Source organism: Halorarum halophilum (assembly GCF_013401515.1).
Lineage (GTDB): Archaea > Halobacteriota > Halobacteria > Halobacteriales > Haloferacaceae > Halorarum > Halorarum halophilum.
In genome coordinates, this window is the sequence record NZ_CP058529.1 from 1350182 (window position 1) to 1371109 (window position 20928).

The 20928-nt window shown below is 69.2% G+C and carries 20 protein-coding genes and 1 pseudogene; 4 read left to right on the forward strand and 17 right to left on the reverse strand.

Going from position 1 to position 20928, the window contains the following annotated elements:
- Positions 1-123 precede the first annotated feature (123 nt).
- The 5 genes from HUG10_RS07025 to HUG10_RS07045 form a co-directional block, all read right to left on the reverse strand.
- Positions 124-1662 carry an ABC transporter substrate-binding protein gene (locus tag HUG10_RS07025; protein WP_246310230.1) on the reverse strand — a complete coding sequence of 513 codons (1539 nt, stop codon included), beginning with the start codon at positions 1660-1662 and terminating at the stop codon, positions 124-126.
- Between the two features lie 388 nt (positions 1663-2050).
- A complete protein-coding gene (locus tag HUG10_RS07030) occupies positions 2051-3316 on the reverse strand; it encodes a mandelate racemase/muconate lactonizing enzyme family protein (protein ID WP_179168889.1) in 1266 nt (421 codons plus the stop codon).
- Positions 3317-3399: 83 nt separating this feature from the next.
- Positions 3400-4296: a dihydrodipicolinate synthase family protein gene (locus HUG10_RS07035; RefSeq protein WP_179168890.1), complete on the reverse strand. Its 897-nt coding sequence runs from the start codon at positions 4294-4296 to the stop codon at positions 3400-3402.
- Positions 4297-4338: 42 nt separating this feature from the next.
- Positions 4339-5517, reverse strand: coding sequence for a galactonate dehydratase (gene dgoD, locus HUG10_RS07040; RefSeq protein WP_179168891.1), 1179 nt, complete (start codon positions 5515-5517; stop codon positions 4339-4341).
- Entirely contained in the window at positions 5514-6458 is a 945-nt protein-coding gene (locus HUG10_RS07045; RefSeq protein ID WP_179168892.1) for a C-terminal binding protein, read from the reverse strand. The genes dgoD and HUG10_RS07045 overlap by 4 nt, the downstream gene beginning before the upstream one ends.
- 108 nt (positions 6459-6566) lie before the next feature.
- On the opposite strand from HUG10_RS07045, the gene HUG10_RS07050 reads away from it, so the two are divergent.
- Entirely contained in the window at positions 6567-8138 is a 1572-nt protein-coding gene (locus HUG10_RS07050; protein ID WP_179168893.1) for a TCP-1/cpn60 chaperonin family protein, read from the forward strand.
- A gap of 6 nt (positions 8139-8144) precedes the next feature.
- Here HUG10_RS07050 and HUG10_RS07055 read toward each other — a convergent pair whose 3' ends face one another.
- Positions 8145-9836 (reverse strand): TCP-1/cpn60 chaperonin family protein, encoded by a 1692-nt coding sequence (locus tag HUG10_RS07055; RefSeq protein WP_179168894.1) that lies wholly within the window; start codon positions 9834-9836, stop codon positions 8145-8147.
- Between the two features lie 48 nt (positions 9837-9884).
- Entirely contained in the window at positions 9885-10658 is a 774-nt protein-coding gene (locus HUG10_RS07060; RefSeq protein ID WP_179168895.1) for an HpcH/HpaI aldolase family protein, read from the reverse strand.
- Between the two features lie 463 nt (positions 10659-11121).
- On the opposite strand from HUG10_RS07060, the gene HUG10_RS07065 reads away from it, so the two are divergent.
- Entirely contained in the window at positions 11122-11499 is a 378-nt protein-coding gene (locus HUG10_RS07065) for a cupin domain-containing protein (protein WP_179168896.1), read from the forward strand.
- 19 nt (positions 11500-11518) lie between these two features.
- On the opposite strand, the gene HUG10_RS07070 is transcribed toward HUG10_RS07065, so the two are convergent.
- The 7 genes from HUG10_RS07070 to HUG10_RS07095 form a co-directional block, all read right to left on the reverse strand.
- The gene (locus HUG10_RS07070; protein ID WP_179168897.1) at positions 11519-11860 is read right to left on the reverse strand and encodes an AzlD domain-containing protein; all 342 of its coding nucleotides are present in this window, start codon (positions 11858-11860) and stop codon (positions 11519-11521) included.
- Entirely contained in the window at positions 11860-12543 is a 684-nt protein-coding gene (locus tag HUG10_RS07075; RefSeq protein WP_179168898.1) for an AzlC family ABC transporter permease, read from the reverse strand. Before HUG10_RS07075 ends, HUG10_RS07070 begins: the two co-directional genes overlap by 1 nt.
- Before the next feature lie 350 nt (positions 12544-12893).
- Positions 12894-13739, reverse strand: coding sequence for a phosphogluconate dehydrogenase C-terminal domain-containing protein (locus tag HUG10_RS07080; protein WP_179168899.1), 846 nt, complete (start codon positions 13737-13739; stop codon positions 12894-12896).
- Between the two features lie 95 nt (positions 13740-13834).
- Positions 13835-15235 carry a four-carbon acid sugar kinase family protein gene (locus HUG10_RS07085; RefSeq protein WP_179168900.1) on the reverse strand — a complete coding sequence of 467 codons (1401 nt, stop codon included), beginning with the start codon at positions 15233-15235 and terminating at the stop codon, positions 13835-13837.
- A 1-nt stretch (position 15236) separates the two neighbouring features.
- Positions 15237-16514 (reverse strand): ribulose-bisphosphate carboxylase large subunit family protein, encoded by a 1278-nt coding sequence (locus HUG10_RS07090; protein WP_179168901.1) that lies wholly within the window; start codon positions 16512-16514, stop codon positions 15237-15239.
- A 60-nt stretch (positions 16515-16574) separates the two neighbouring features.
- The gene (locus HUG10_RS22000; protein ID WP_281375712.1) at positions 16575-16706 is read right to left on the reverse strand and encodes a hypothetical protein; all 132 of its coding nucleotides are present in this window, start codon (positions 16704-16706) and stop codon (positions 16575-16577) included.
- A gap of 104 nt (positions 16707-16810) precedes the next feature.
- Positions 16811-17905, reverse strand: a complete 1095-nt coding sequence (locus HUG10_RS07095; RefSeq protein ID WP_179168902.1) for a mandelate racemase/muconate lactonizing enzyme family protein — start codon at positions 17903-17905, stop codon at positions 16811-16813.
- A gap of 78 nt (positions 17906-17983) precedes the next feature.
- Between HUG10_RS07095 and HUG10_RS07100 the strand changes: the two genes are divergently transcribed.
- Positions 17984-18760, forward strand: a complete 777-nt coding sequence (locus HUG10_RS07100) for an SDR family NAD(P)-dependent oxidoreductase (RefSeq protein WP_179168903.1) — start codon at positions 17984-17986, stop codon at positions 18758-18760.
- Here HUG10_RS07100 and HUG10_RS21735 read toward each other — a convergent pair whose 3' ends face one another.
- The 3 genes and pseudogenes from HUG10_RS21735 to HUG10_RS07110 all read right to left on the reverse strand — a co-directional run bounded on the left by HUG10_RS21735 (position 18761) and on the right by HUG10_RS07110 (position 19916).
- Positions 18761-18931: a hypothetical protein gene (locus HUG10_RS21735; protein WP_246310231.1), complete on the reverse strand. Its 171-nt coding sequence runs from the start codon at positions 18929-18931 to the stop codon at positions 18761-18763. It abuts the gene before it with no gap.
- 58 nt (positions 18932-18989) lie between these two features.
- Positions 18990-19091, reverse strand: a pseudogene (locus HUG10_RS22160) (enolase C-terminal domain-like protein); the annotation flags it as partial.
- A gap of 165 nt (positions 19092-19256) precedes the next feature.
- A complete protein-coding gene (locus tag HUG10_RS07110) occupies positions 19257-19916 on the reverse strand; it encodes an RraA family protein (protein ID WP_179168905.1) in 660 nt (219 codons plus the stop codon).
- 226 nt (positions 19917-20142) lie between these two features.
- Here HUG10_RS07110 and HUG10_RS07115 point away from each other — a divergent pair, with 226 nt between their 5' ends.
- The gene (locus HUG10_RS07115; RefSeq protein ID WP_179168906.1) at positions 20143-20928 is read left to right on the forward strand and encodes an SDR family NAD(P)-dependent oxidoreductase; all 786 of its coding nucleotides are present in this window, start codon (positions 20143-20145) and stop codon (positions 20926-20928) included.

Consider the following 20928-nt stretch of genomic DNA (forward strand, 5'->3'; position numbering starts at 1 on the left):
TCACCTCTGAGCATCGTTGAGTGATTCACTAACCCGGTATAAAAATCATTGTGAGTCATGTCCGTGCTGTCCTCCGTCGAATGGGGTGTCTTCGATATGGCATCCGAGTGCCCTACCGAAACGTTACTGGTTGCGCTCCTGCAGTGTGGTGTCGACCTTCTGGCGGATCTGCTGGGGCAGGTTTTCGACCGGGACCTGGCCCGCGATGGACTGGCTCATCGTCTCGTTGATGTCCGTCCAGCGGATCTGATCGGTGCCCCAGACGTCCCAGGGGGCGCCCGTGTTGTTGTACTGCGTGCCGTACTCCTCGAGGTTGGACAGGACCTTCTTGAAGTTCTGCGGCAGGTCGGGGTACTCCTCGAGCAGCTTCTGCTGCATCGGCGAGTCCGCCGGGATCGCGGGGTATTTTTCCCCGTAGAGCGTGAGGACGTGCTGGTCGTCCTGGTGCAGGAAGGTGTTGAGCTCCCAGGCGGCGTCCATCTTCGCCTGGTCGCCGACGTCGAAGATGGAGTGTGCCTGTTCAAGCGCCCATACGTGGCCGCCGTGCTGGCCCTCGAACCCTTCCAGTTCGCTGATGCCTATTTTCGAGCCGTACTCGGCGTCGAGTCTGGGGTTGGGAAGCAGCATCACGTCGCCGTTCCCGCCGTTCCAGCCGAAGGTGGCGTCCTTTTTCACCTGCTTCCAGCGGGTGAAGTTCTGGGTCATGTAGGTGAACGACCCGACGCGGTCGGTCAGCATCAGCGACGGAATCTCCTCGTCGCCGCGGCTGGCCGACTCGCTGCTGGAGAACTCGTGGGCCAGCGTGACCGTGTTCTTGATCATCCCGTCGGTCCGCTTGCCGTCGTCGCCGTCCGAGTTGATGATGACGTCGGGGTCGGTCGGGTCGCCGCGGATCCACGGGTCCGTCCCTTCGGTGTACGCCGTACGAGCCTGTCCCCAGTAGGATTCGAGGTCGGGCCCGACGCCGGTCTCCTCGTAGGCGTTCGCGTCCGGGAACTCCTCCTGCACCATCTGGAGCGCCTCGTAGAACCCGCTCCACGTCTCGAGCTGGTCGGGCCCCGAGACGCCGGCCTGGCTGAACATCTTCGGCCGGATGCCGAGGGAGCTCACGCTGTGGCGGAGCGGCCCGCCGCTCCACCAGTTCCCGCGGAAGTTCGCCGTCGCCTCCGACGCGACGCTCCAGCGGTCCGGGTAGTCGCTCCCCTCGACCCACTGATCGTGGTCGGGCACGGTTCCGTCGTTCCAGAACTCGATCCCCGCGCCGCCGGACTCCGCCAGCGCCGGCGGGTTGCCCGCCGAGACGGTCGAGGAGATCTTCTGTCTGACGTCGGAGTACGAGGCCGTCTGCAGCGAGGCGTTGTTGCCGGTCTGTTCGTTGAAGCGTTTTACCGATTCCGTGAAGTGAGGCTTCGTCAGCGAGTTTTCGGCGGCTTCGGCCGAGAGATACTGGAAACTGGCACCCTCGGAACCGCCGCCGTTCCCGCCCCCGTTTCCGCCGCCGTTCCCGCCCCCGTTTCCGCCCCCGTTTCCGTCGCCGTTCCCGCCCCCGTTTCCGCCGCCGGCACAGCCGGCGAGCGCCCCGAGCGCGCCGGTCGCCCCCGCAGCACTGGTAACTTTCAGGAAGTTACGTCGAGAGGAATCCGGCGGTTCTTCGGCAGCCATTGTGTCATGTTTTGACATACCAGTTTCGTCTTAAGCGGTATATGTAATAAAAGTTCGGGGCATGGTTCGCCGGAAGTAATGATAGTAAAATATCACTTTTCGGCAGAAACGGCCGACTGCGGTGTTGTCCCACCGCTCTCATCCCGAACCCCTCCCCGTCCTGTTAGATCGTCAATTATTGAGCCGACGAGCGAGGGAGCCTTCGCCTCGACCATCTGGGAGACATCGACCGAAATCGCATCCCACGCCGGTCGTGTCGGGTCGGAAAATTCCACGGAACGAGGCGGAAGTAGCTCGCGAACGGTTCGAATGGACGTTGAGTCCGACAGTATGTCCAGTACAGGGGACGAACGAACCAGAACACGAGAGTGTCCCGCCCTCAGCGAACTCAGAGGAACGACGTCGACCCCTCGACGAGGTGATCCTCGACGACGTCGGCATCGAGCTCGACGCCGAGGCCCGACCCCTCGGGCAGGTCGATATAGCCGTCGCCGATGATGGGGTCGTCGGGGGCATCGGTCCTGTCCACCAACTCGCCCCACCACGGGACGTCACGCGCATGCCACTCGAGCGAGAGGAAGTTCGGGATAGCGGCACAAACGTGGGCGCCCGCGACCGTGCCGACAGGACTGGAGATGTTGTGCGGCGACAGCGGGATACCGTTGAGGTCACAGACGGTCGCGATCTTCCGGAGTTCCCACAGCCCGCCGCACTTGTTGACGTCGGGCGCCGCGATGTCCATCGCGCCGGCCCCCGCGTAATCGTTGAACGCGTCGGCGGTTACGAGGTTCTCGCCCGTCAGGATCGGGAGGTGCAGTTCCTCGGCGAGCCTGGCGTGCGCCTCCAGTTGCTCCGGCGGGACGGGGTCTTCGAGCCACGCCAGGTCGTACGGTTCGAGTTTCCGCCCGATGCGACGGGCCGTCTCGACGGTGAAGTTCCAGTGGAGGTCCATCCCAAGGTCGACGTCGTACCCGATCTCGTCGCGGACCGCCTCCACGAGCGACACCTTGTGTTCGATCGCCTCGTTGTCGAGACGGCGCGCCGCCGTGTCGACGTCCCGGTGCGTGGGCACGTCGAGGTCGAATTTCAGCGCCTCAAACCCCTCGTCGACTACCTCGCGGGCCGCCTGCGCGTACGACTCGGGTGTGTAGACGTCCATCGGGTCGCGCGAGGCGGCCTGCCCCAGCGATTCGCCGCCGTGGGTGTCACAGTAGATTCGTATCTCGTCGCGGTACTTCCCGCCGAGCAGTTCGTAGACGGGGACGTCGAGGACCTTTCCCTTGATGTCCCACAGCGCCGTCTCGATGCCGGTGAACGCCGCCTGCCCGATGCGCCCGCTGCCGGTGTAGCGCTGGTTCATCAGTTCGAGTAGGCGGTCGATGTCGAGCGGGTTCTCCCCCGCAAGGTCGACGATGAGCCGCTCGGCCATATCGAGCGCCGCCTCGGCCCGGAACGTCTCGCCGATGCCGTAGTGTTCGGTGTTCGTCTCGACCTTGACCAGTCCCCACGTGAAGTTCCCCGCGACCGCCATTGTCTCGATGCCCGTGATCTCGATATCGCGCTCTGGCGGCCGGTGGCGTTCCTCGACGCTCAGGTCGCGCCACGGAACGCCGCCACCCGGCGGAATCCGGTAGTCCGCTTCGTCTCCAGTCATAGCTCGGTGGGTAAACCGCACCGGCTCACATTAAGTTGCAGGGGTGGTCAGTCAGCGGGTCGCGTCCGGCCGCCCTGCGACGGTCATCGGGTCGCGTCCAGCCGAGTAGCGACGGCGTCGTACGCGTCCGCGAGGCGCCGTTCCTCCGCGGGGGACAGTTCCGGCAGCGGCAACAGCGGCGGGCCGACCTCCGTGCCGCTATGGCGGACGAGGAACTTCAGCGCCATCGCCGTCGGGATGCCGTCGTGGGCAGCGCTGATGGGTATGACGACATCCTTGAGGAGTCGGGTTACCCGCTCCCCCTCGCCGGCGACGTGGGCGTCGTACAGGTCGGCCATCGCCCCCGGGAAGACGTTCGCCGTCCCCGTGACGATGCCGTCCGAACCTGCGTCGAGCGACGCCGTCGCGAGCGTCGTGATTCCCTGGATGACCGAGAAGTCCTCGGGCGTGTTCTCGATGAGCCTGAAGTGGTAGGTCGCTCCCCCACAGGAGTCCTTGATGCCGACGATGTCGTCGTGGCCGGAGAGCGCAGCAACCGTCTCGACGTCGAGGGAGACGCCCGTCAACTGCGGGATGTTGTACAGCACCACCGGAAGGGGCGAGCGGGTCGCCACGGTCTCGTAGAACTCCCGCAGTCCCGACTGCCGGGTCGAGAGGTAGTAGGGCGTCACCACGACGGCGGCGTCAGCGCCCGCGGCCTCTGCGTCGTCGATGCCGGCCAGCACGTCGCCCACGCTCGTCCCGCCGCAGCCGGCGATGATAGGCGTCCCGTCCGCGGCGTCGACCACCGTCTCGACGACCGTCCGGCGCTCCGCGCGCGTGAGGCTGGAGAACTCGCCGTTCGAGCCGTTCGGGAACAGCGCGTGGACGCCGCCGTCGACGAGCGACTCGGTGAACGACCGGAGCGTGGGGGCGTCGACGCCGCCGTCGCGACCGAGCGTCGGCGTCACCATCGGCGGAATCGTGCCGGAGATTCGCATCGGTGCCGAAGTGGGGGGGTGACGTCAAAAGTGTGCCGCGTCTCACCACTCGGCGAAACTCCCGTCCTCGTGCCGCCAGACGTCGCGGTGGAACGAGAGCGCCTCCCCCCAGTCGACCGTCGCGGGGTCCTCGGCCGCCCCTCGAACCTTCGATTCGTCGATGGTGACCCCCAGCCCGGGACCGTCCGGGATGTCGACGTAGCCGTCCTCGTACTCGAAGACCGACGGGTCCTCGAGGTAATCGAGCAGGTCCGCCTCGCGGTTGTAGTGGATGTCGAGGCTCTGTTCCTGGATGACGGCGTTCGGCGTGGCGGCGTCGACCTGGAGGCAGGAGGCGAGCGCGACCGGGCCGAGCGGGCAGTGGGGCGCCAGCGCGACGTCGTACGCCTCCGCCATCGCCGCGATCTTCCGCACCTCCGTGATGCCGCCGGCGTGCGAGAGGTCCGGCTGGACGACGTCGACCGCGCCGGACTCGAAGAGCGGCTTGAAGTCCCAGCGGGTGAACAGCCGCTCGCCGGTCGCGATCGGCGAGTCCGTGTGGGCCGCCACCTCCGAGAACGCCTCGAGGTGCTCGGAGAGGACGGGTTCCTCGACGAACATCGGGTCGTGGGGCTCCAGCGCCGCCGCCAGCTTCTTCGCCATCGGCTTGGCCACCCGTCCGTGGAAGTCAACGGCGACGTCGACGTCCGGCCCGACCACCTCGCGGACCTCGCGGAGGCGAGCGACCGCCGCCTCGACGGCGGCGGGCGACTCGACGCGGCGGAACTCCTCGGTCGCGTTCATCTTCATGGCGGTGAACCCCTGGTCGACCTTCCGTTCGGCCGCCTCGCCGACGTCGGCCGGCCTGTCGCCGCCGATCCACTGGTAGACCCGCATCCGGTCGCGGGCTCTCCCTCCGAGTAGTTCGTGGACGGGTGCGCCGTGGTGCTTGCCCTTGATGTCCCAGAGGGCCTGATCGATGCCGGCGATGGCGCTCATGAGCACGGGGCCGCCCCGGTAGAAGCCGCCGCGGTACATCGTCGTCCAGTGGTCCTCGATGTGCAGCGGGTCCGCCCCGCGCAGTCGCTGCTCGAAGAGCGCGGCGACGGCCGCCGCGACGGGGGCCGGACCGCCGCCGCCCGTGACGTGTTCGCCCCACCCGACGGTGCCGTCCGCGGTCTCGAGGCGGACGAACAGCCACCGTGGCGGGACGGCGAACGTCTCGCAGTCGACGACTTTCATGGGTCGTTCACCGCCGTCTCGGGGCGTTCCCCCGCGAGCGCCTGTCGGATGGCGCGCGCGACGCCCTCCCGGCACTCCCGTTTCGACTCCTCGGAGTACCACGCCTGGTGCGGCGTGGCGACGACCCGCGGGTGATCTCGGAGCGGGCTGTCGGGCGCGGTGGGTTCCTCCTCGAAGACGTCGAGGCCCGCGCCGGCGATCTCGCCGGCGTCGAGCGCCTCGACGAGCGCCGTCTCGTCGACGATGGGGCCGCGCGCGACGTTCACCAGGGATGCCGTCTCCTTCATCCGCGCGAGGACGTCGGCGTCGATTAGCCCTTCCGTCTCGGGCGTGAGCGGCGAGTGGACCGAGAGATAGTCGGCCCGTTCGACGGCCTCCTCGAACGGGACGAGTTCGGCGTCGTGGCCGGCGAGGTCCTCGGGTTCGAGGTACGGGTCGGCCGCCAGCACCGTCGCCCCCAGCGCCGAGGCCCGGTCGCCGACGCCGCGGCCGAGTTTCCCGAACCCGACGACACTCACCGTCTCCTCGGAGAAGCGGTGGATCTCCGCGGCCCGGTCGGTCTTCCACTCCCCGGCGGCGATCCCGGCGTCGTACTGCTTGAGCTGGCGGTCGAGCGCCAGAATCAGGGCAACGGCGTGGGTCGGGACCTCCTCCAGACAGTAGTCGGGAACGTTGGCGACGTAGATGTCCCGCTCGGTGGCAGCCTCGACGTCGATGTTGTCGACGCCGATGCCGTATCGCGCGATGACGCGGCAGCCGTCGAGTTCGGCGACGTCAGCGGCGGAGACGACGTCGACGTGGTTGATGAGGGCGTCCGCGTCGGCGAGCGAGACGCCGTCCTCCCTGAGCAACCGAATCTCGGCGATGTCGCCGAGGATCTCGCGCTCCACCCCGAACTCCCCGTAGTTCTGGTCGGTGGCGACCACGGTATAATTAGGCATGCTATGGATACGCAGGCACGCGGCGACGGCATAACGTTACGGGTGCCCGCGGTTCGATGGTTCCGCGGTTCAACACATCTATAACACCGTATGCGCCATGGAACAGGCATGGCCGAGAACGCGCGTGCCGACCTCACTGCCGACGCCCGCACCGTCTGTGACCTCGTCCGGACGACGGTCGGGCCGTTCGGCGCCAACAAACTCGTACTCGGCACGAACGGGACGGCGAAGACGACGGCGTCGGGGTCGCTCGTTCTCGACTCGCTCGAACTCGACAACCCGGCGGTGAACCTGTTGAAGGGCGCGGCGAGCGACTTCAGGGACGCCCACGGCGATGGGGCGAGTTCCGTCGTCGCGCTCACGGGGGCGCTCCTGACCGAGGCCGACCGCCTCGCGGAACTGGGACTCCACCCGACGACGATAGAACGGGGGTACCGCGAGGCGCTCGGCGTCGCGGTCGACCGATTGGAGCAGAGCGCCCGCCCCCTCGACGAGGTGGGCGTCGACGCCGTCGCGCGCACGGCGCTCACGGCGACGCGAAACCCGAACACGCGCGCGCAAGTGGGCGAGTACGTGGCGCGCATCGCCGAGAGCCTCGCCGACGACGACAGCTTCGACGCCGATCGAGTGAAGGTCCTGTCGCAGCTTGGCGGGGGCGAGTCGGAGACGGAACTCGTCGAGGGCGTCGTCCTCGACCGAGACCCCGTGACCGACGACATGCCGCGGACGCTCGAGGACGCCGGCGTGGCGGTGCTCTCGGCGACGGTCGACGTGCCGAAGCTCGGCGGCAGTACCGGCAGGCTGGACGCCAGGCTCTCGATCAGCCCCGAGCGCTTCGAGGACCGGGCCGCGATTGGCGACGGCGAGCGCGAGCGCTTCCGCGAGCACCTCGACGCCGCCGTCGACGCCGGCTGCCGCGTCGTCGTGACGGGCATGGCCATCAACGAGCGCGTCGAGCGGATGCTGGCGAACGCCGGCGTCCTCGCCCTCCAGCGCGTCGACGACGAGGACCTGCCGCGCGTCGCCCGTGCCACGGGCGCAACGGTCGTCCCGGGGCTCGAACAGGTGACCCCGGAGACGTGCGGGCGCGCGACCGTCCGCGTCACCCGGTGGGCCGGCCGCGACGTGACGTCCTTCGTGTCCGTCGGCGCCGAGCGGGAACCGGTCTACACGCTGTTCTGTCGGGCACCCGATTCCCGTTCGGTTGAGGCGTTCGAGCGCTCCGTCGAGAGCGCGCTGGCCGCCGTCGACCACGCCTTCCGGACCCGCACCGTCGTCCCCGGCGGCGGCGCGGCGGAGACGGGGGCGACGCTCGCGGTCCGCGAACACGCCCGGTCGGTCGCCGGGGCTGAACAGCTCGCGATCGAGGCGTTCGGCGACGCGATGGCGACCATCCCCCGGGCGCTGGCGGTCAACGCCGGCATCGACGGCTGGCGCGGCCTCGTTCGCCTCCGGGTCGCCCACCACGAGGGGCACGACGCGGTCGGCGTCGACTGCCTGTTCGGCGAGACCCGCGACGTCCTCGCCGAGGACCCCATCGCCGAACCGACGGCGCTCAAGCGCGACGTCTGGTCGGCGGCGACCGACCTCGCGACACACCTCGTCCGCATGGACGCCGAGGTCCCCGCGTCCGACCTGAGCGACGAGGAGACGGCGGACAGGCTCGGGGAGCGTCCCTGAGGACGGTCAGTCCCGTTCGGGTTCCGGACGGAACTCCCCCAGGTCGACGCCGGGGTGAATCACCGCGTCGACGGTGAGCAACTGCTCGGCGACCGAGTTCGCCGTCTCGACGGCCTGCGAGAACAGCCGACGGGGTTCCACGACGCCGGCCTCCCACGCGTCGAACGATTCGCCGTCGACGGAGACACCCGCGGATATCGGCCCCTCGTTCGTCGCGTGTTCGGCCCGCAGGGCCGCGAGCAGGTCGAGGCGGTCGGCACCGGCGTTCGCCGCCAGCGCCGCCGGCACGGATTCGAGCGCGTCGGCGAACGCCTCGATGGCCAGCTGTTCGAGGTCCGAGATGGAGGTGGCGTACCCCCGGAGGTCGGCGGCGACGGCCATCGCGGGCGCACCCGCCCCGGGAAGTACCTGACCGTCGGTGGCCGCCGTCGCCGTCACCTCGAGGGCGTCCTCCAGCATCCGCTCGTGTTCGGCGCTGGCCGTCTCGGTCTCCACGTCGACGATGAGCGTGTACACGGCGCCCTCGCAGTCGTCGAAGAAGGTCCACTTCTCGTCGCCGACGCGGCGCTCGGTTATCGATCCGACCATCCCGAGTTGGTCCGGCGTCAGCTCCGAGAGGTCGTCGACGACGGTCCCGCCGGACGCCCGCGCCAGCCGGTAGACATCGACGAGCGGGTACTTCACCTCGTCGACGACCGCGACGCCGCCGGACTCGAACGCCGTCCGCGTCCGGTCGTCGAGCCGCTCCTGGGAGACCAGCACGTCGACGCCCATCCCGTCGAGGCGGTCGACGAGCGCCGCGACGCGGCGATTCAGCCCCTCGGTGTAGTCGGTCCACTGTTCGAACGACTCAATTTCGACCCCGGGGTCGCTCCCCTGACCGAACGGGGTCGCCGTCTTCTCGACGTCGATCTCCTCGTCGACGAGCGCCACCGTCGCGTCGGTCATCGGCTCGAGCATCGACCAGTCGAACTCCCGCAACGACTCATCCGACTCGTCGAGCGGCCCCGGGTAGCGGCGGACGACGACGCCGCGGTAGCGACCGCCGGGCGCTTCGGGGCCGGCGAGCACCTTCGCGTCGTCGGTGTCGATCCAGTCGGTGTCGCCCCACTCGGCGAGCACGCGTATCGTCTCCGCGACGCGAGCGGCGTACGCCTCGCGCGTGGTCGCGTCGAGGTCGCCGGTCATCGAGGTGGCGGCGACGCGTTCGAGCAGGTCGACGTCCTCCGGGTCGACCTCCCTCGCGAGCGCGTCGAGGACGGCTCCCGCGCGGGCGGCCGCCATCGAGAAGCCGACGACGACGTTCCCCGGGTGGAGACCCGCCTCGACAAGGTCGACTCCTTCGTCGACCAGGGCCTCCCCGAGGAGGACAGCGGTGGTCGAGCCGTCGCCGAGTTCGCGCCGCATACCGTCGACGGCGTCGACGAACAGCGCGGCGACGGGGTGGCCGAAGCCGCCGCCGCGCTCAATGGCGTCGAGTATCTCGCTGGCGTCGGACGTCAGCACCGTCTCGGGTTCCTCGACGTTGTCGACGGTCTGAACCTGGGTGCTCATGCCGTTCGGGCCGAGCGTCGAGCGGACGAGCGACGCGACAGTCCGCGTCGCGGCGGAGACGAATGTCCGCGCCTCCTCGTCCCGCAGGGTCCACGATCCGGCGTCGACGGGGGCGTAGTCGACGTCTTTGCGTCCACCTTCCATGCCGAGGGGGTATGGAGGTGCCACCATAAACCTGCCCGTGCGCCGGCGTCAGTCGCCGCCCGCGGCGTCCTCGAACGCCCCCTTCAGTTCGTTGCCTCCACGGATGAGATAGCGCGTGTCGGTGCCGACGATGAGGAAGTCGAAACCGAGGCCCATCCAGCGGTCGACGTCCGCGGCGGAGACGGCGAGCGATCCGACCGCGGTGCCCGCCTCCTCCCCTGCTTCGACGACCCGGGACATCGCGTCGAGCAGCGTCTCGCTCTCCCAGTCGCCCATGACGCCGAGGGACGTCGAGAGGTCCGACGGTCCGACGAACATCGCGTCGACGCCGTCGACGGCGGCGATCCCCGCCGCGTTCTCAACCGCGGTCTCCGTCTCGATCTGGACGATCGTGAGCAGTTCGTCGTTCGCCCGGGAGACGTACTCCTCGAACGTCGAGCCGTAGCCCGCCGCGCGGCCGGTAGCGACGCCGCGAATTCCATCCGGCGGGTAGCGCATCGCGGCGACGACGGCCTCGGCCTCCTCGGCCGTCTCCACCATCGGCACCATGACGCCGTCGACCCCGATGTCGAGGACGCGCTTTATCTCGACGGGGTCGTTGCCGCCGACCCGGACGATGGGCCGCGGTTCGCTCCCATACTCGAGCGCACGGACGAGGTCCTCGACGGTCTCGAGGCTTGTCGCCGTGTGTTCGGTGTCGACGAGGACGAAGTCGAACCCGACGATGCCGTTTATCTCCGCGACCTTCGGGTGTCCGATGGAGAGCCAGTTGCCGACCACCGGGTCGCCCTCGCGCAACGCGTTCGTGAACTCCGTGTCCATGCGCGCTCCACAGGGGGAACCGACAAGAAACCACCCCCCGGGGGAAACGATATGGGCGAACGCCCGATTGCAACGGACGATGACGAACGAACTGCGCGGAACGGGATGAGCCCGGGATGACGGATACCGCCACGCTCGACGCCTCGACCGCCGTTGTCGTACCTGAGACGTCCGGACGCACGTGAGGGACGCGCACCCCTGGCGAGCATATCTGGGGAGAACGTGGCGAGGCGGCGCACGCCGTGGGAGCCGTGGCCGGTCAGGTCGGCGCCGACGAGCGACGCTGCGATGTCGGCCGCGACGTCCGGCGGGGTGTCCCACGACTCGACGACCGAACGCGCGAACGATTCGAGTTCGGGAGCTCGATTCGACCCATGCCGACCGATGCGAGGGATCGGGGAAAACTACGCCGCGAGCGGTCGGACGGTCCATCTTTTTGGCGGACGGCGGCGAACGCCGGACGATGTCCGACGAATACAGCATCGTCCGGGTGGACGACGTAGAACCGAAGCCGTCGAAGAGTTCCGGAACCGACCACGTCGACCTGGTCGAACAGCTCGGCTGTACGGAGATGCGACCGAAGGTGTGGTACCTCTCGCCCGGCGACGCGATGAGCTACCACCGCCAAACCGAACAGGAGGAACTCTACTACGTCCTCCGGGGACCCGGCCGAATGAAGATCGCGGGGGAGCTGCTCGACGTGCCGGAGGGGACTGCGGTCCGCATCCCGCCCGAGACCAACCGACAGGTGCTCAACGACACCGATAGCGAGCACGTCTGGCTCATCGTCGGCGCACCGCCGGCCACCGACGACGGCCGGCCCGCCTCCGGGGACGACTGACCCCCTCGGGGACGCCTGATCACGCGAGGAACCGAAGCCCCCAGAAGACGGCCATCCCGACGCCGAGCGTCGGGAGGACCCGCTCGGTGCGCCACGCGACGAGGGCCGCCACCGCCGCCGCGAGGAGGCGCTCGTTGCCCGGCGAGACGGCGATCGACCCGTCGACGACGACCACGGCGGGGACGACGAGCGCAGTCAGCACAGCGGGGGGGACGTAGCTCAGCGCCCGCTCGACCCGTGGGGGAACCGTCTCGACGCGCCGAAAGAGGACGACGAACGACGCCCGGAGCGCGAGCGTGCCGACCGCGGCCGCGACGATGACGAGCCAGACGAGCGTGGGGGAGACCGCGGTCTCGGCCATCAGGCCGCCCCCCAGTCGACGACCAGTCCGGCGGCGACGCCCGCGACCGCTGCGACGACGAGGCCGAGGTTGAACGGCAGTCCCGCGCCGGCGACGGCGACGACGCCCGCGGCCACCGCGGCCAGGAGCGACGCGCGGTTCTCGATGGTCGGGACCGCGAGGGCGACGAACGCGAGCGGGATGACGAAGTCGAGTCCCCACGACGATGGAATCCGCGCGCCGAGGACCGCGCCGGCGGCGGTTCCGCCGACGTAGGCGATCCACAGCGGGATCGCCGCCCCGAGGTAGTACCGACGGTTGTAGTCCGGGTGGGACTCGTCGAACTCGGTGATGGCCAGCGCGTAGATGTAGTCGGTCAGGATGTAGACGAACGGCCAGCGCCACCGGGGCGAGAACTGCCTGAAGTACGGCGCGATCGAGGCGCTGTACATGGTCATCCGGACGTTGACGACGAGCACCGTGGCCACGACGACGGCGGCGGGGGCGTCGCGGGCCAGGAGGTCGAAGGCGGCGAACTGGGACGCCCCGGCGAAGAGGAGGATAGACATGACCGTCGCCTGCACCGACGTGAAGCCCACCCCGACGGCGGCGACGCCGACGAGCATCCCGAACGGGATCGCGCCCGAGAGGAGCGGAACCATGTCCCTCGCGCCGGCGCGAACGCCGGACTGTGTGTCTTCCATCGGTACGTCGGTGGTCCCGGCGGCCGCTTGAACGTTGCTTTCCCCCGTCAATCGCTGCCATGCTGCTCGCCGGGATGGCGTACCTCATGCGGTACCGAACACCGCTGCGCATTCAACTGCCGTCGAGCGTCGGACGCGCTGTCGTCCGAACGGCCGGCGCGTCCTCCGGCCGACGCGGTCGTACGGGCTCACCGATCGGAGAGCGACCGCCGAGCGCCCCGTCGTCGACGTGTCTCTCCGGCGTTCGCCGTTTCCTTCGTTCGAAATCCGGCGCGACGTGTAGCTACTACGGTCCTCGCGACGCGTCCGCCCTAGCCGTCGCCCTCCATCGAGCCGTCCCCTCGGGAGCGTCAATCGGTCGTCGCGATGTCCTCGGCACTCTTCCTGATGCTCTCGACCGCGAAGACGTTCTCCTTCCAATCGTCACGGAAGACGCGCGGCTTGGCCTCCTCGACGGCCTCGAGTGCCGCATCGGAGAGGGGGAAGTCGGTGAGACCCATAATGATCGCCGTCTCGATGCGGATGTGACCCAGCAGGAACGAGCGGGCGGCCTCCTCGGGAACGCCCATCTCGACTGCGCGGTCGAATCCCTCGCGGACGACCGTCAGACAGGTCGCGAGGAGCGTCTCGACCAGCGCGGGTTCGAGGATCGCCATCTGTTCGGTCGTGACCCGGTGGGCCTCGTTCACCGGCGCGTAGACGTCCCGGGCGACGGCTTCCCCGCGGGCGTAATCCGCTTCCGACCCCCGGTGGAGGGCGCAAACGATGTCCTGCTCCGCAAGCCCCTGCCCGCCGAAGAGGTCCGCCTGCGCCTCGGGGTCGGTCTCGTCGTTGAACACCGGCGGGTGACACGGGTGGGAGACGAAGTAGGAGACGCCCTCCCGCTCCGGTAGGATGTCGGCGTACGCCGCGGCGGGGTCGAGGAGGACGACCATCGCCCCGTCGTCCAGATCGGGGACGACATCTTCGCAGACGGCCCGCATAAGCGAGTCGGGGACGGCCATGACGACGACGTCAGCACCGTCGACCGCCTCGGCGACCGTCGTCGCCGAGACGCCGCGGTCGGCCAGCCGCTCCCGCCCCGCCTCGCTCGGTTCGACGTATCGCATCCGGTAGTCCGGGTGGTCCTTCAGCTGGTCCGTGATCCGACAGCCCATCTTGCCGCCGGCGCCCATGAGGGTGAGTGTGACCGTCATCGTGCCGTCCAACAAGTTCCACCGTGCCGTGTTAGCCGTTTCGCCGGCGGCGCGTGCCGCGCCACGGCGATCGTTTCCGAATACACGAGCGGCGACTACGTCTCTTCGATCAGGCCGCCGTTCCGGACGGCGTCGAAGAAGTTCGGCTCCTCGGCGGCGGTCTCGACCTGGCCGCCCTTCAGCGCTATCTCGAGGCCGTCGAAGGTGTCAACGTGCGAGCGCGCCCGACAGAGCGGACTCCCGGGACCGACCGGAGCCGCGAACTCCAGCGCGTAGATTCCCAATTCCGGGACGACGTACCCGCTGGTGTCGCCGCCGGCGACGCAGGCACGTTCCAGCCCGGTCTCAGCCAGCACGTCGCGCAAGATCCGCCCCTGCTGTCGGCCGAGTCGCCGACCGACGCGCTCGTCGTCGATGCCGAGTTCCCGAGCGCGCGCGCTCGTCCGCTCGACGATCGAATCGTCGGGGCCGCGGGCCGAGTAGACGATGGGGCTCTCGCCGCGCTCGATCGCGTCAGTCGCCGCCTCCACGGCTCGCGCTCTCGCGTCGTCGGCCGCGTCGGGGTCGACGAGCGCCGGCGCGTCAAGCGGCAAGCCGACGAACCCGTGGTCGAGCGCCCACTCGATCTGGGCGGCGTTGACGGGCGATGCGCTCCCCGAGACGACGACCGTCCGATCGACGGCGTCGAGCGTCTGCGGCAGGTCGGGGTCGTCGACGACCCCGACCGACCGCCAGTGGTCGGCCAGCGCGTAGTTCAGCCCCGAGGAGCCGACGGCGAAGAGCGGGCCGTCGTCCGGGCGCCGCTCCCAGAGGAGGCGGCCGACCGTCCGCTGGTGGTCGTGGTTCAGACCGTCGAAGACGACGACGTCGCTCTCCGCGAGCGTGGATTCGAGCGCCCGGTCGAGGTCGTCGTCGGCCCCGCCGTCGAGGTGCCGGATCTCGAGGTTGCCGACGGAGCGGTCGGTCTGCTCGCCAAGGTGGTCCACGAGGTCGGCCTCCCGCATCGGCGTCACCGGGTGGTCGCGCATCGTCGGGTGTCGATCGAGTCGGTAGGTCTCCCCGTCCACCGTCGCGAAGAGGTTGCCGAACAGGACGTAGCGCCCGCGCGGGGCGAGCGACGGCGCGGCGACGACGACGGGGACGAACGGCGAGTCGACGGCGCGCTGGCCGACGTCAAGGGCCCGACCGATGCTCCCCACCTCCGGAGAGGAGTCGAACGTCGAGCAGACCTTGTACTGGAATACGTCGGCGTCGAATCGACCGAGCGCCGCGAATGCGTCCGTGAGTTCCTCCTCCATCTCCGCCGGCGTCATGCTCCGACTGGTGCCGGCGACGCCGACTGCCCGCACCGCGTCGAACTCCTCCAGGTCCCCGGGCTCGGGTGGTTCGAGGAAGAGCACCGTCGGGACGCCGCAGAGCGACAACGCCTCCAGCACGTCGGTCGAGCCGGTGAAGTCGTCGCCGTAGTAGGCGAGGAGGAAGTCCGAACCGACCATCTCAGCGACCGCTCCCGACGGGACCGTAGTATTCGATCGCGGTCCGCAGTTCCTCGTGGGTTTCGGCGTACTCCTCTAGCGGAATCCCCCGCATCGCCGCCTCCCACCCCTGCTTGATGTGGGCCACCCCCGCGGCCGGCCCGTCGGGGTGCCCCAAGATGCCACCGCCGGCGAGGTACATCAGGTCCGGGTTGCCGAGCGCCTCGTAGGTTTCGGGGGCCTGCCCGGCCCACTGTCCGGACGAGAACACCGGCATCACCCTGTCGTCCTCGTCGGCGATGGGCGCCTGGCAGGCCCGCGCCGAGCGGACGACCGACGCGTCGGACTCGCAGAACTTGTTCCGGATCCCGTTCACGTGCATGTGGTCCGCGCCCGCGAGGCGGAAGAACGTGTGGTAGGCGGCGTAGTCGAATCCGAGGAGCGGATGTCGGGAGAGCGCCCCCCACCCGTTGCGGTGTGCGTGGATCGGCAGGTCGGCCTCCCGGCGCAGGTCCAGGAGGCCCGAGATGCCCACGCTGTTCATGCTCACCATCACGCAATTGCCCCCGGCGTCCTTCACGGCGTCGTGGCGCTCGAGCATCTCGTGGACGCTCCCGGTGATGTTGCAGGCGTACATCACCTCCTGGCCGGTCTCGGCCTCGTGGTCGCGGACGACGTCCATGACCGCCTCGACGCGCTCCTCGACCGGCGAGTACGGCGGATCGGCAATGAGTTCGTCGTCCTTCACGAAGTCCAGGCCGGCGTCGACGACCTCGGCGACGGTGTCGGCCGTCTCCGCGGGCGTGAGGCCCACGTTGGGCTTGACGATGGTGCCGATTATCGGGCGGTCCTCGACGCCGACAATCTCGCGGGTGCCCTCGATCCCGAACTGCGGGCCGGGGCACGACCGAGTGAACGAGTCCGGGAGTTCGAGATCGAGGAGTCGGAGACCGGAGAACTGCCGCAACTCGAAGAGGTTGCCCGCGACCGTCGCGCGGAGGTTGGGCAGCGACGCGCCGACGTTCTCCGCGGGGAACGAGACGACGACCCGCGCCCGCCGGTACTCAGGATTCGCCGATCGCTCCGGCTCCGCCGCGCCGGGAAGCGACGGTTCGTCGGCCACGTCGAGTTCCACCAAATCCTCGACGCGTGCGCCGTGGCGCGCCTCCAGTTCCCCCGTCTCCCCCGGGACGTCGACGAACGTCCCCGAGGACTGTTCGCCTGCCATCGCGCTCGCCGCCTCGCGGAGGGGTCGGGCCGTCTCTATCAGGTACGTTGCCCTGAGGCGTTCGTCGCTCACGGCTCCGTCACCATCCGTCGGGGATCGATAGCGATCCGACCGGTCTCTCGTTCCATGGCGTTACCGTATCCGTCGGTCCGCATTAAGTGCCCTCCACCGTCCCTGGTTGCCGTAGCCGAACACCGCCACCGGTCGACCGTCGAGGACGGACAGGTTGGCGTCCTCGTCGTGGGAGACCCTCGTCTCTGACATCGGTGCATCGGTCGGCGGGACGGACCAAGACGGTACCGGCGGTCCCTCGGGCCGCTCGCTTGAACGCGACGAGGCGTTCGTCAGTCGAACGTGACAGGGTGCCTTCAATCGAAGGTGACGAGGTGTTCCTCCTTCGCGTCGGGGTCGACGCGGTACCCGTGGCCTGGACGGTCCGGCAGGAGGACGGTGCCGTCCTCGATTACCGGGGACGGGTCGAGGAGCGGCCCCACGTCGTACTCGGGAATGTACTCGACGACGAACCCCGTCTGCGCGGCGCTGACGAGGTGCGCGCTGACGACGTAGTAGAAGTGCGTTGCCAGTGGGACGTCGTACGTCGCCGCGAGGTCGGCGACGCGCGTCGCGCCGGAGACCCCGCCCGCCCGGATCAGGTCCGGCTGGGCGACCTCCATGCCGCCGCGCTCCAGGAGGCGGATGAACTGCTCGGGGCGGTTCAGCATCTCGCCCGTCGCAAGCGGCGGCCCCGTCGCCTCCGCCACTCGCCGGTGGCCCTCGAGGTTGAACTCCGTGATGGGCTCCTCGACCCAGTCGACGCCGTGTTCGTCCATCGCCTCGACCGTCTCGATTGCCTCCGAGACGGTCCACGCCTGGTTGGCGTCAACGAAGACGTCGGCGTCGGAGCCGACCGCCTCGCGCACCTCGGCGACGCGGCGGGCCTCCTCCGCAGTCGACTTGTCGCCCACCTTCGTCTTGAACGCGGTGAAGCCCTCGTCGGCGAATCCCCCGTGCAGCGCCCGGAGTTCGTCGAGGTCATGGTGGGCGTCCATGCTGGAGGCGTACGCCCTGACGCGGTCGTCGTCGCCGCCGAGGAGCCGGTAGAGCGGCTGCCCTGCGGCCTTGGCTTTGATGTCCCAGCAGGCGACGTCGATGGCGGCCCGGGGCCACGCCGACAGACCCAGTTCGCCGTAGTAGACGGTTTGCGCCCGGAGCCGCTGCCGCAGTTCCTCCGTGGCGAAGGGGTCGGCGCCGACGACGAGGTCCCGGAACTGCGAGTCGACGAAGCGCTCCATCAGGTCGGGCGCGAAGCCGAGCGAGTTCATCCACCCCGTCCCGGTGTACCCCTCGTCGGTCTCCAGTTCCACGACGACGGTGTACATGTCGGTGATTTCGAGCCGCGAGTCGCCGACGACCCGGTCGAGCGGCTGGTGGAGCGTGTAGGTCTCGACGTCGGTGATCTCCATACACGGCGTGGGACGGTCTTCGAGATAAAGCTACGTCCCGGGCGAAGAGCTAAGCCCGCACCGTCGGTGTGTGGCGGCATGACGAGCGAGTTCGAGCACGTCCCGGTTTCGGTCGCGGGGAAGACGGCGGTGGTCGTGGGCGGCACGAGCGGCATCGGGCGCGCGATCGCGCGGGCGTTCGCCGCTGACGGGGCGGACGTGGTCGCGTCCAGCCGGACCGAGGAGCGCGTCGAGGAGACGACCGCGGAACTCCGCTCGCTGGAGGCGTCCTCGGTCGCCGTCACCTGCGACGTCACCGACCGCGATTCGCTCGTCGCCCTCTACGAGGCGACCGCCGACGAGTTCGGGGGCGTCGACGTGCTGGTGAACTCCCCGAGCGCCATCGCCCGCCGGGGGCTGCTCGACGTGACCGAGGAGGAGTGGGCGTCCGTCCTCGGCGTGCAACTGACGGGGGTCGTCCGCACGTGTCAGACCTTCGCCCGTCGGATGGACGGGGGGAGCCTCGTCAACATCTCGTCGCTCTCGTCCGTCGTGACGATGGCGGACCTCGTCGCCTACTCGACGGCGAAGGGGGCCATCGACGCGTTCACGCGCAACGCCGCCAAGGAGTTGGCCCCCGAAATCCGCGTCAACGCCATCCGACCCGGGTACGTCGCGACCCCCCAGACGGCGGACGCCTACGCCGAGGGGAGCTACCGGTACGAACGCATCCGCGAGCGCGCGCCGATGGGACGGATGGCCGACCCCGGGGAGATTGCCGGCGCGGCGATTTACCTCGCCAGCGACGCGGCGTCGTACACGACGGGGGAGATCCTCACCGTCGACGGCGGCTTCGCCGCGAGCGCCTTCGAGTAGTCACGCCCCGGTCACGCGGCGTTCGACGCCGTCGGCCTCCAGCACCGAGTCGGCGAGTTCGGTCCCGAGGCCGGGACCCTCGGGGAGCAGGAGGTGGCCGTCCTCGGCCTCGGCAGGCGTCGTCACGAGTTCGCGGTGCCACCCGTTGTAGCGACCCCGGACGGACTCCATGATCACTCGGGTTCGGCGCCGCGGCCCCGAGGTGGAGGTTCGCGAAGTGCAACACCGGCCCGCCGCAGTTGTGTGGGGCGAACGGCACCTGGTTCGCCTCGGCCATCGCCGTCACCTTCCCGGCCTCCGTGAGCCCGCCCATCCACTCGATATCGAACATCACGACGTCGACCGGTACCCGCGAGAGGAGGTGGTTGTAGTCGTACTTCGTCACGTCTCCTCGAAGTCCATGTCCGAGAGGCCGATCGTCTCCACGGCGGTGATTTCCATGCGGGAGGGTTACCTCGCCAGGACAGATAGCTCCCGACGCGATGGAACTCGACGCCTAGAACGCGCCGAACTCGCGGTAGGCGTCGAGCGGTGACGTCCCGTCGCGGACAGCCTCGCGCACCTCGTCCTCGGTCCCCGCCTTGGTCTCGGCGCGCTCCAGCACCGCCTCGGCGACATCGCTCGGGACGCAGACGACGCCGTCGACGTCGCCGACGAGCACGTCGCCGGGGCGGATCTCCACGCCGCCGACGAGCGCGGGCACGTCCCAGTCGTCGAGTCGCCATCGGGGCGGCGCGTCCGCCGGCGTCCGATAGCGCGAGAAGACGGGGAAGCCCTGCTCGAGGATGAAGCGCACGTCTCGGACGCCGCCGTCGACGACCGCGCCCCGGCACCCCCCCGCGGCGAGCGCCGTCGTCGATAGCTCGCCGAGGTGGGCCGACTCGTCGTCGTTCGTCTCGTAGGCGACGACGCCGTGTTCGGGGACGTCTCCCAGCATCCGCAGGAAGCGCTCGATGTTCTCATCGTAGTCGGTCCCCTCGTCGGGGTGGCCCCGAACCGGGAAGGCGAGCCCGGCCATTCGGGTGTCGAGGGTCAGCGGGCCGACGTCGCTCCGGAGCGTCCGGCGCTCGTAGCCGAGTGCGTCGAGGCCGTCGGCCACCGCGCCTGGGTGCAACTGTTCGTACCGGTCACAGAGCTCGTCGTCGCTCAGTGCCATGGCCTCCCTGCTCCGGTGACAAAGGTAAAGCTTCGGCCGGTCGTCGTCGGTCGTCCGTCCGTGGAGGGTTCTTACCGCGTCGGACTGGATATCTCGATGTCGACGGCTAGTTCGTCGCTGCTGTCTACGTCGGTCGGGCTCGCCCACTGCGGGCAGCCCGGCCTGACCGGTTCGACCGCCAGCGAGGGATGCGAGAGACTATTACACACAGTCGTGACATCACCGCATGAGCGGACGATTCGACGGCGAGACTGCCATCGTCACGGGGTCTAGCAAGGGCATCGGCATGTCGATCGCCAAAGCGCTGGCCCGGGAGGGCGCGAACGTAGTCACGAACTCCCGCTCCCACGAGCGAGCGGAGGCGGCCGCAGAGGAGATAGCCGCCGAGGTCGACGGCGCGTCGACGCTCCCCGTCGAGTGCGACGTGACCGACCCGGACTCGGTGTCGGCGCTCGTCGACGCGACGGTCGAGGAGTTCGGCCGCCTCGACGTGATGGTGAACAACGCCGGGATGACCATCATCGACCCCGCCGAGGAGATGGCTCCCGAGGACTGGCGACAGGTGATAGACGTCGACCTCTCGGGCGTATTCTACGGGTCGCAGGCCGCGGGCCGGCGGATGATAGAACGGGGCGACGGCGGCGCGATAGTCAACGTCTCCAGCATGATGGGGTCGATGGGGCTCCACATGCGAACGCCGTACTGTGCGGCTAAGGGCGGCGTCGACAACCTCACCCGGACGCTAGCGGTCGAGTGGGCCGAACACGGGGTCCACGTCAACGCGCTTGCCCCCGGGTACATCCGCACGGCCATCACCGACCAGTCGATGGAGTCGGCGGGCTACACCGAAGCGGAGGTACGGAACCGGACTCCGCTCGGGCGGTTCGGTTCCACGGAGGAGATGGCGAACTGTGCGCTCTTTCTCGCCTCGCGGGACAACTTCGTGACCGGCGAGGTGCTCACGGCCGACGGGGGCTGGACGGCGTTCGCGTGGGGAAGCCGGGGTCGGTGA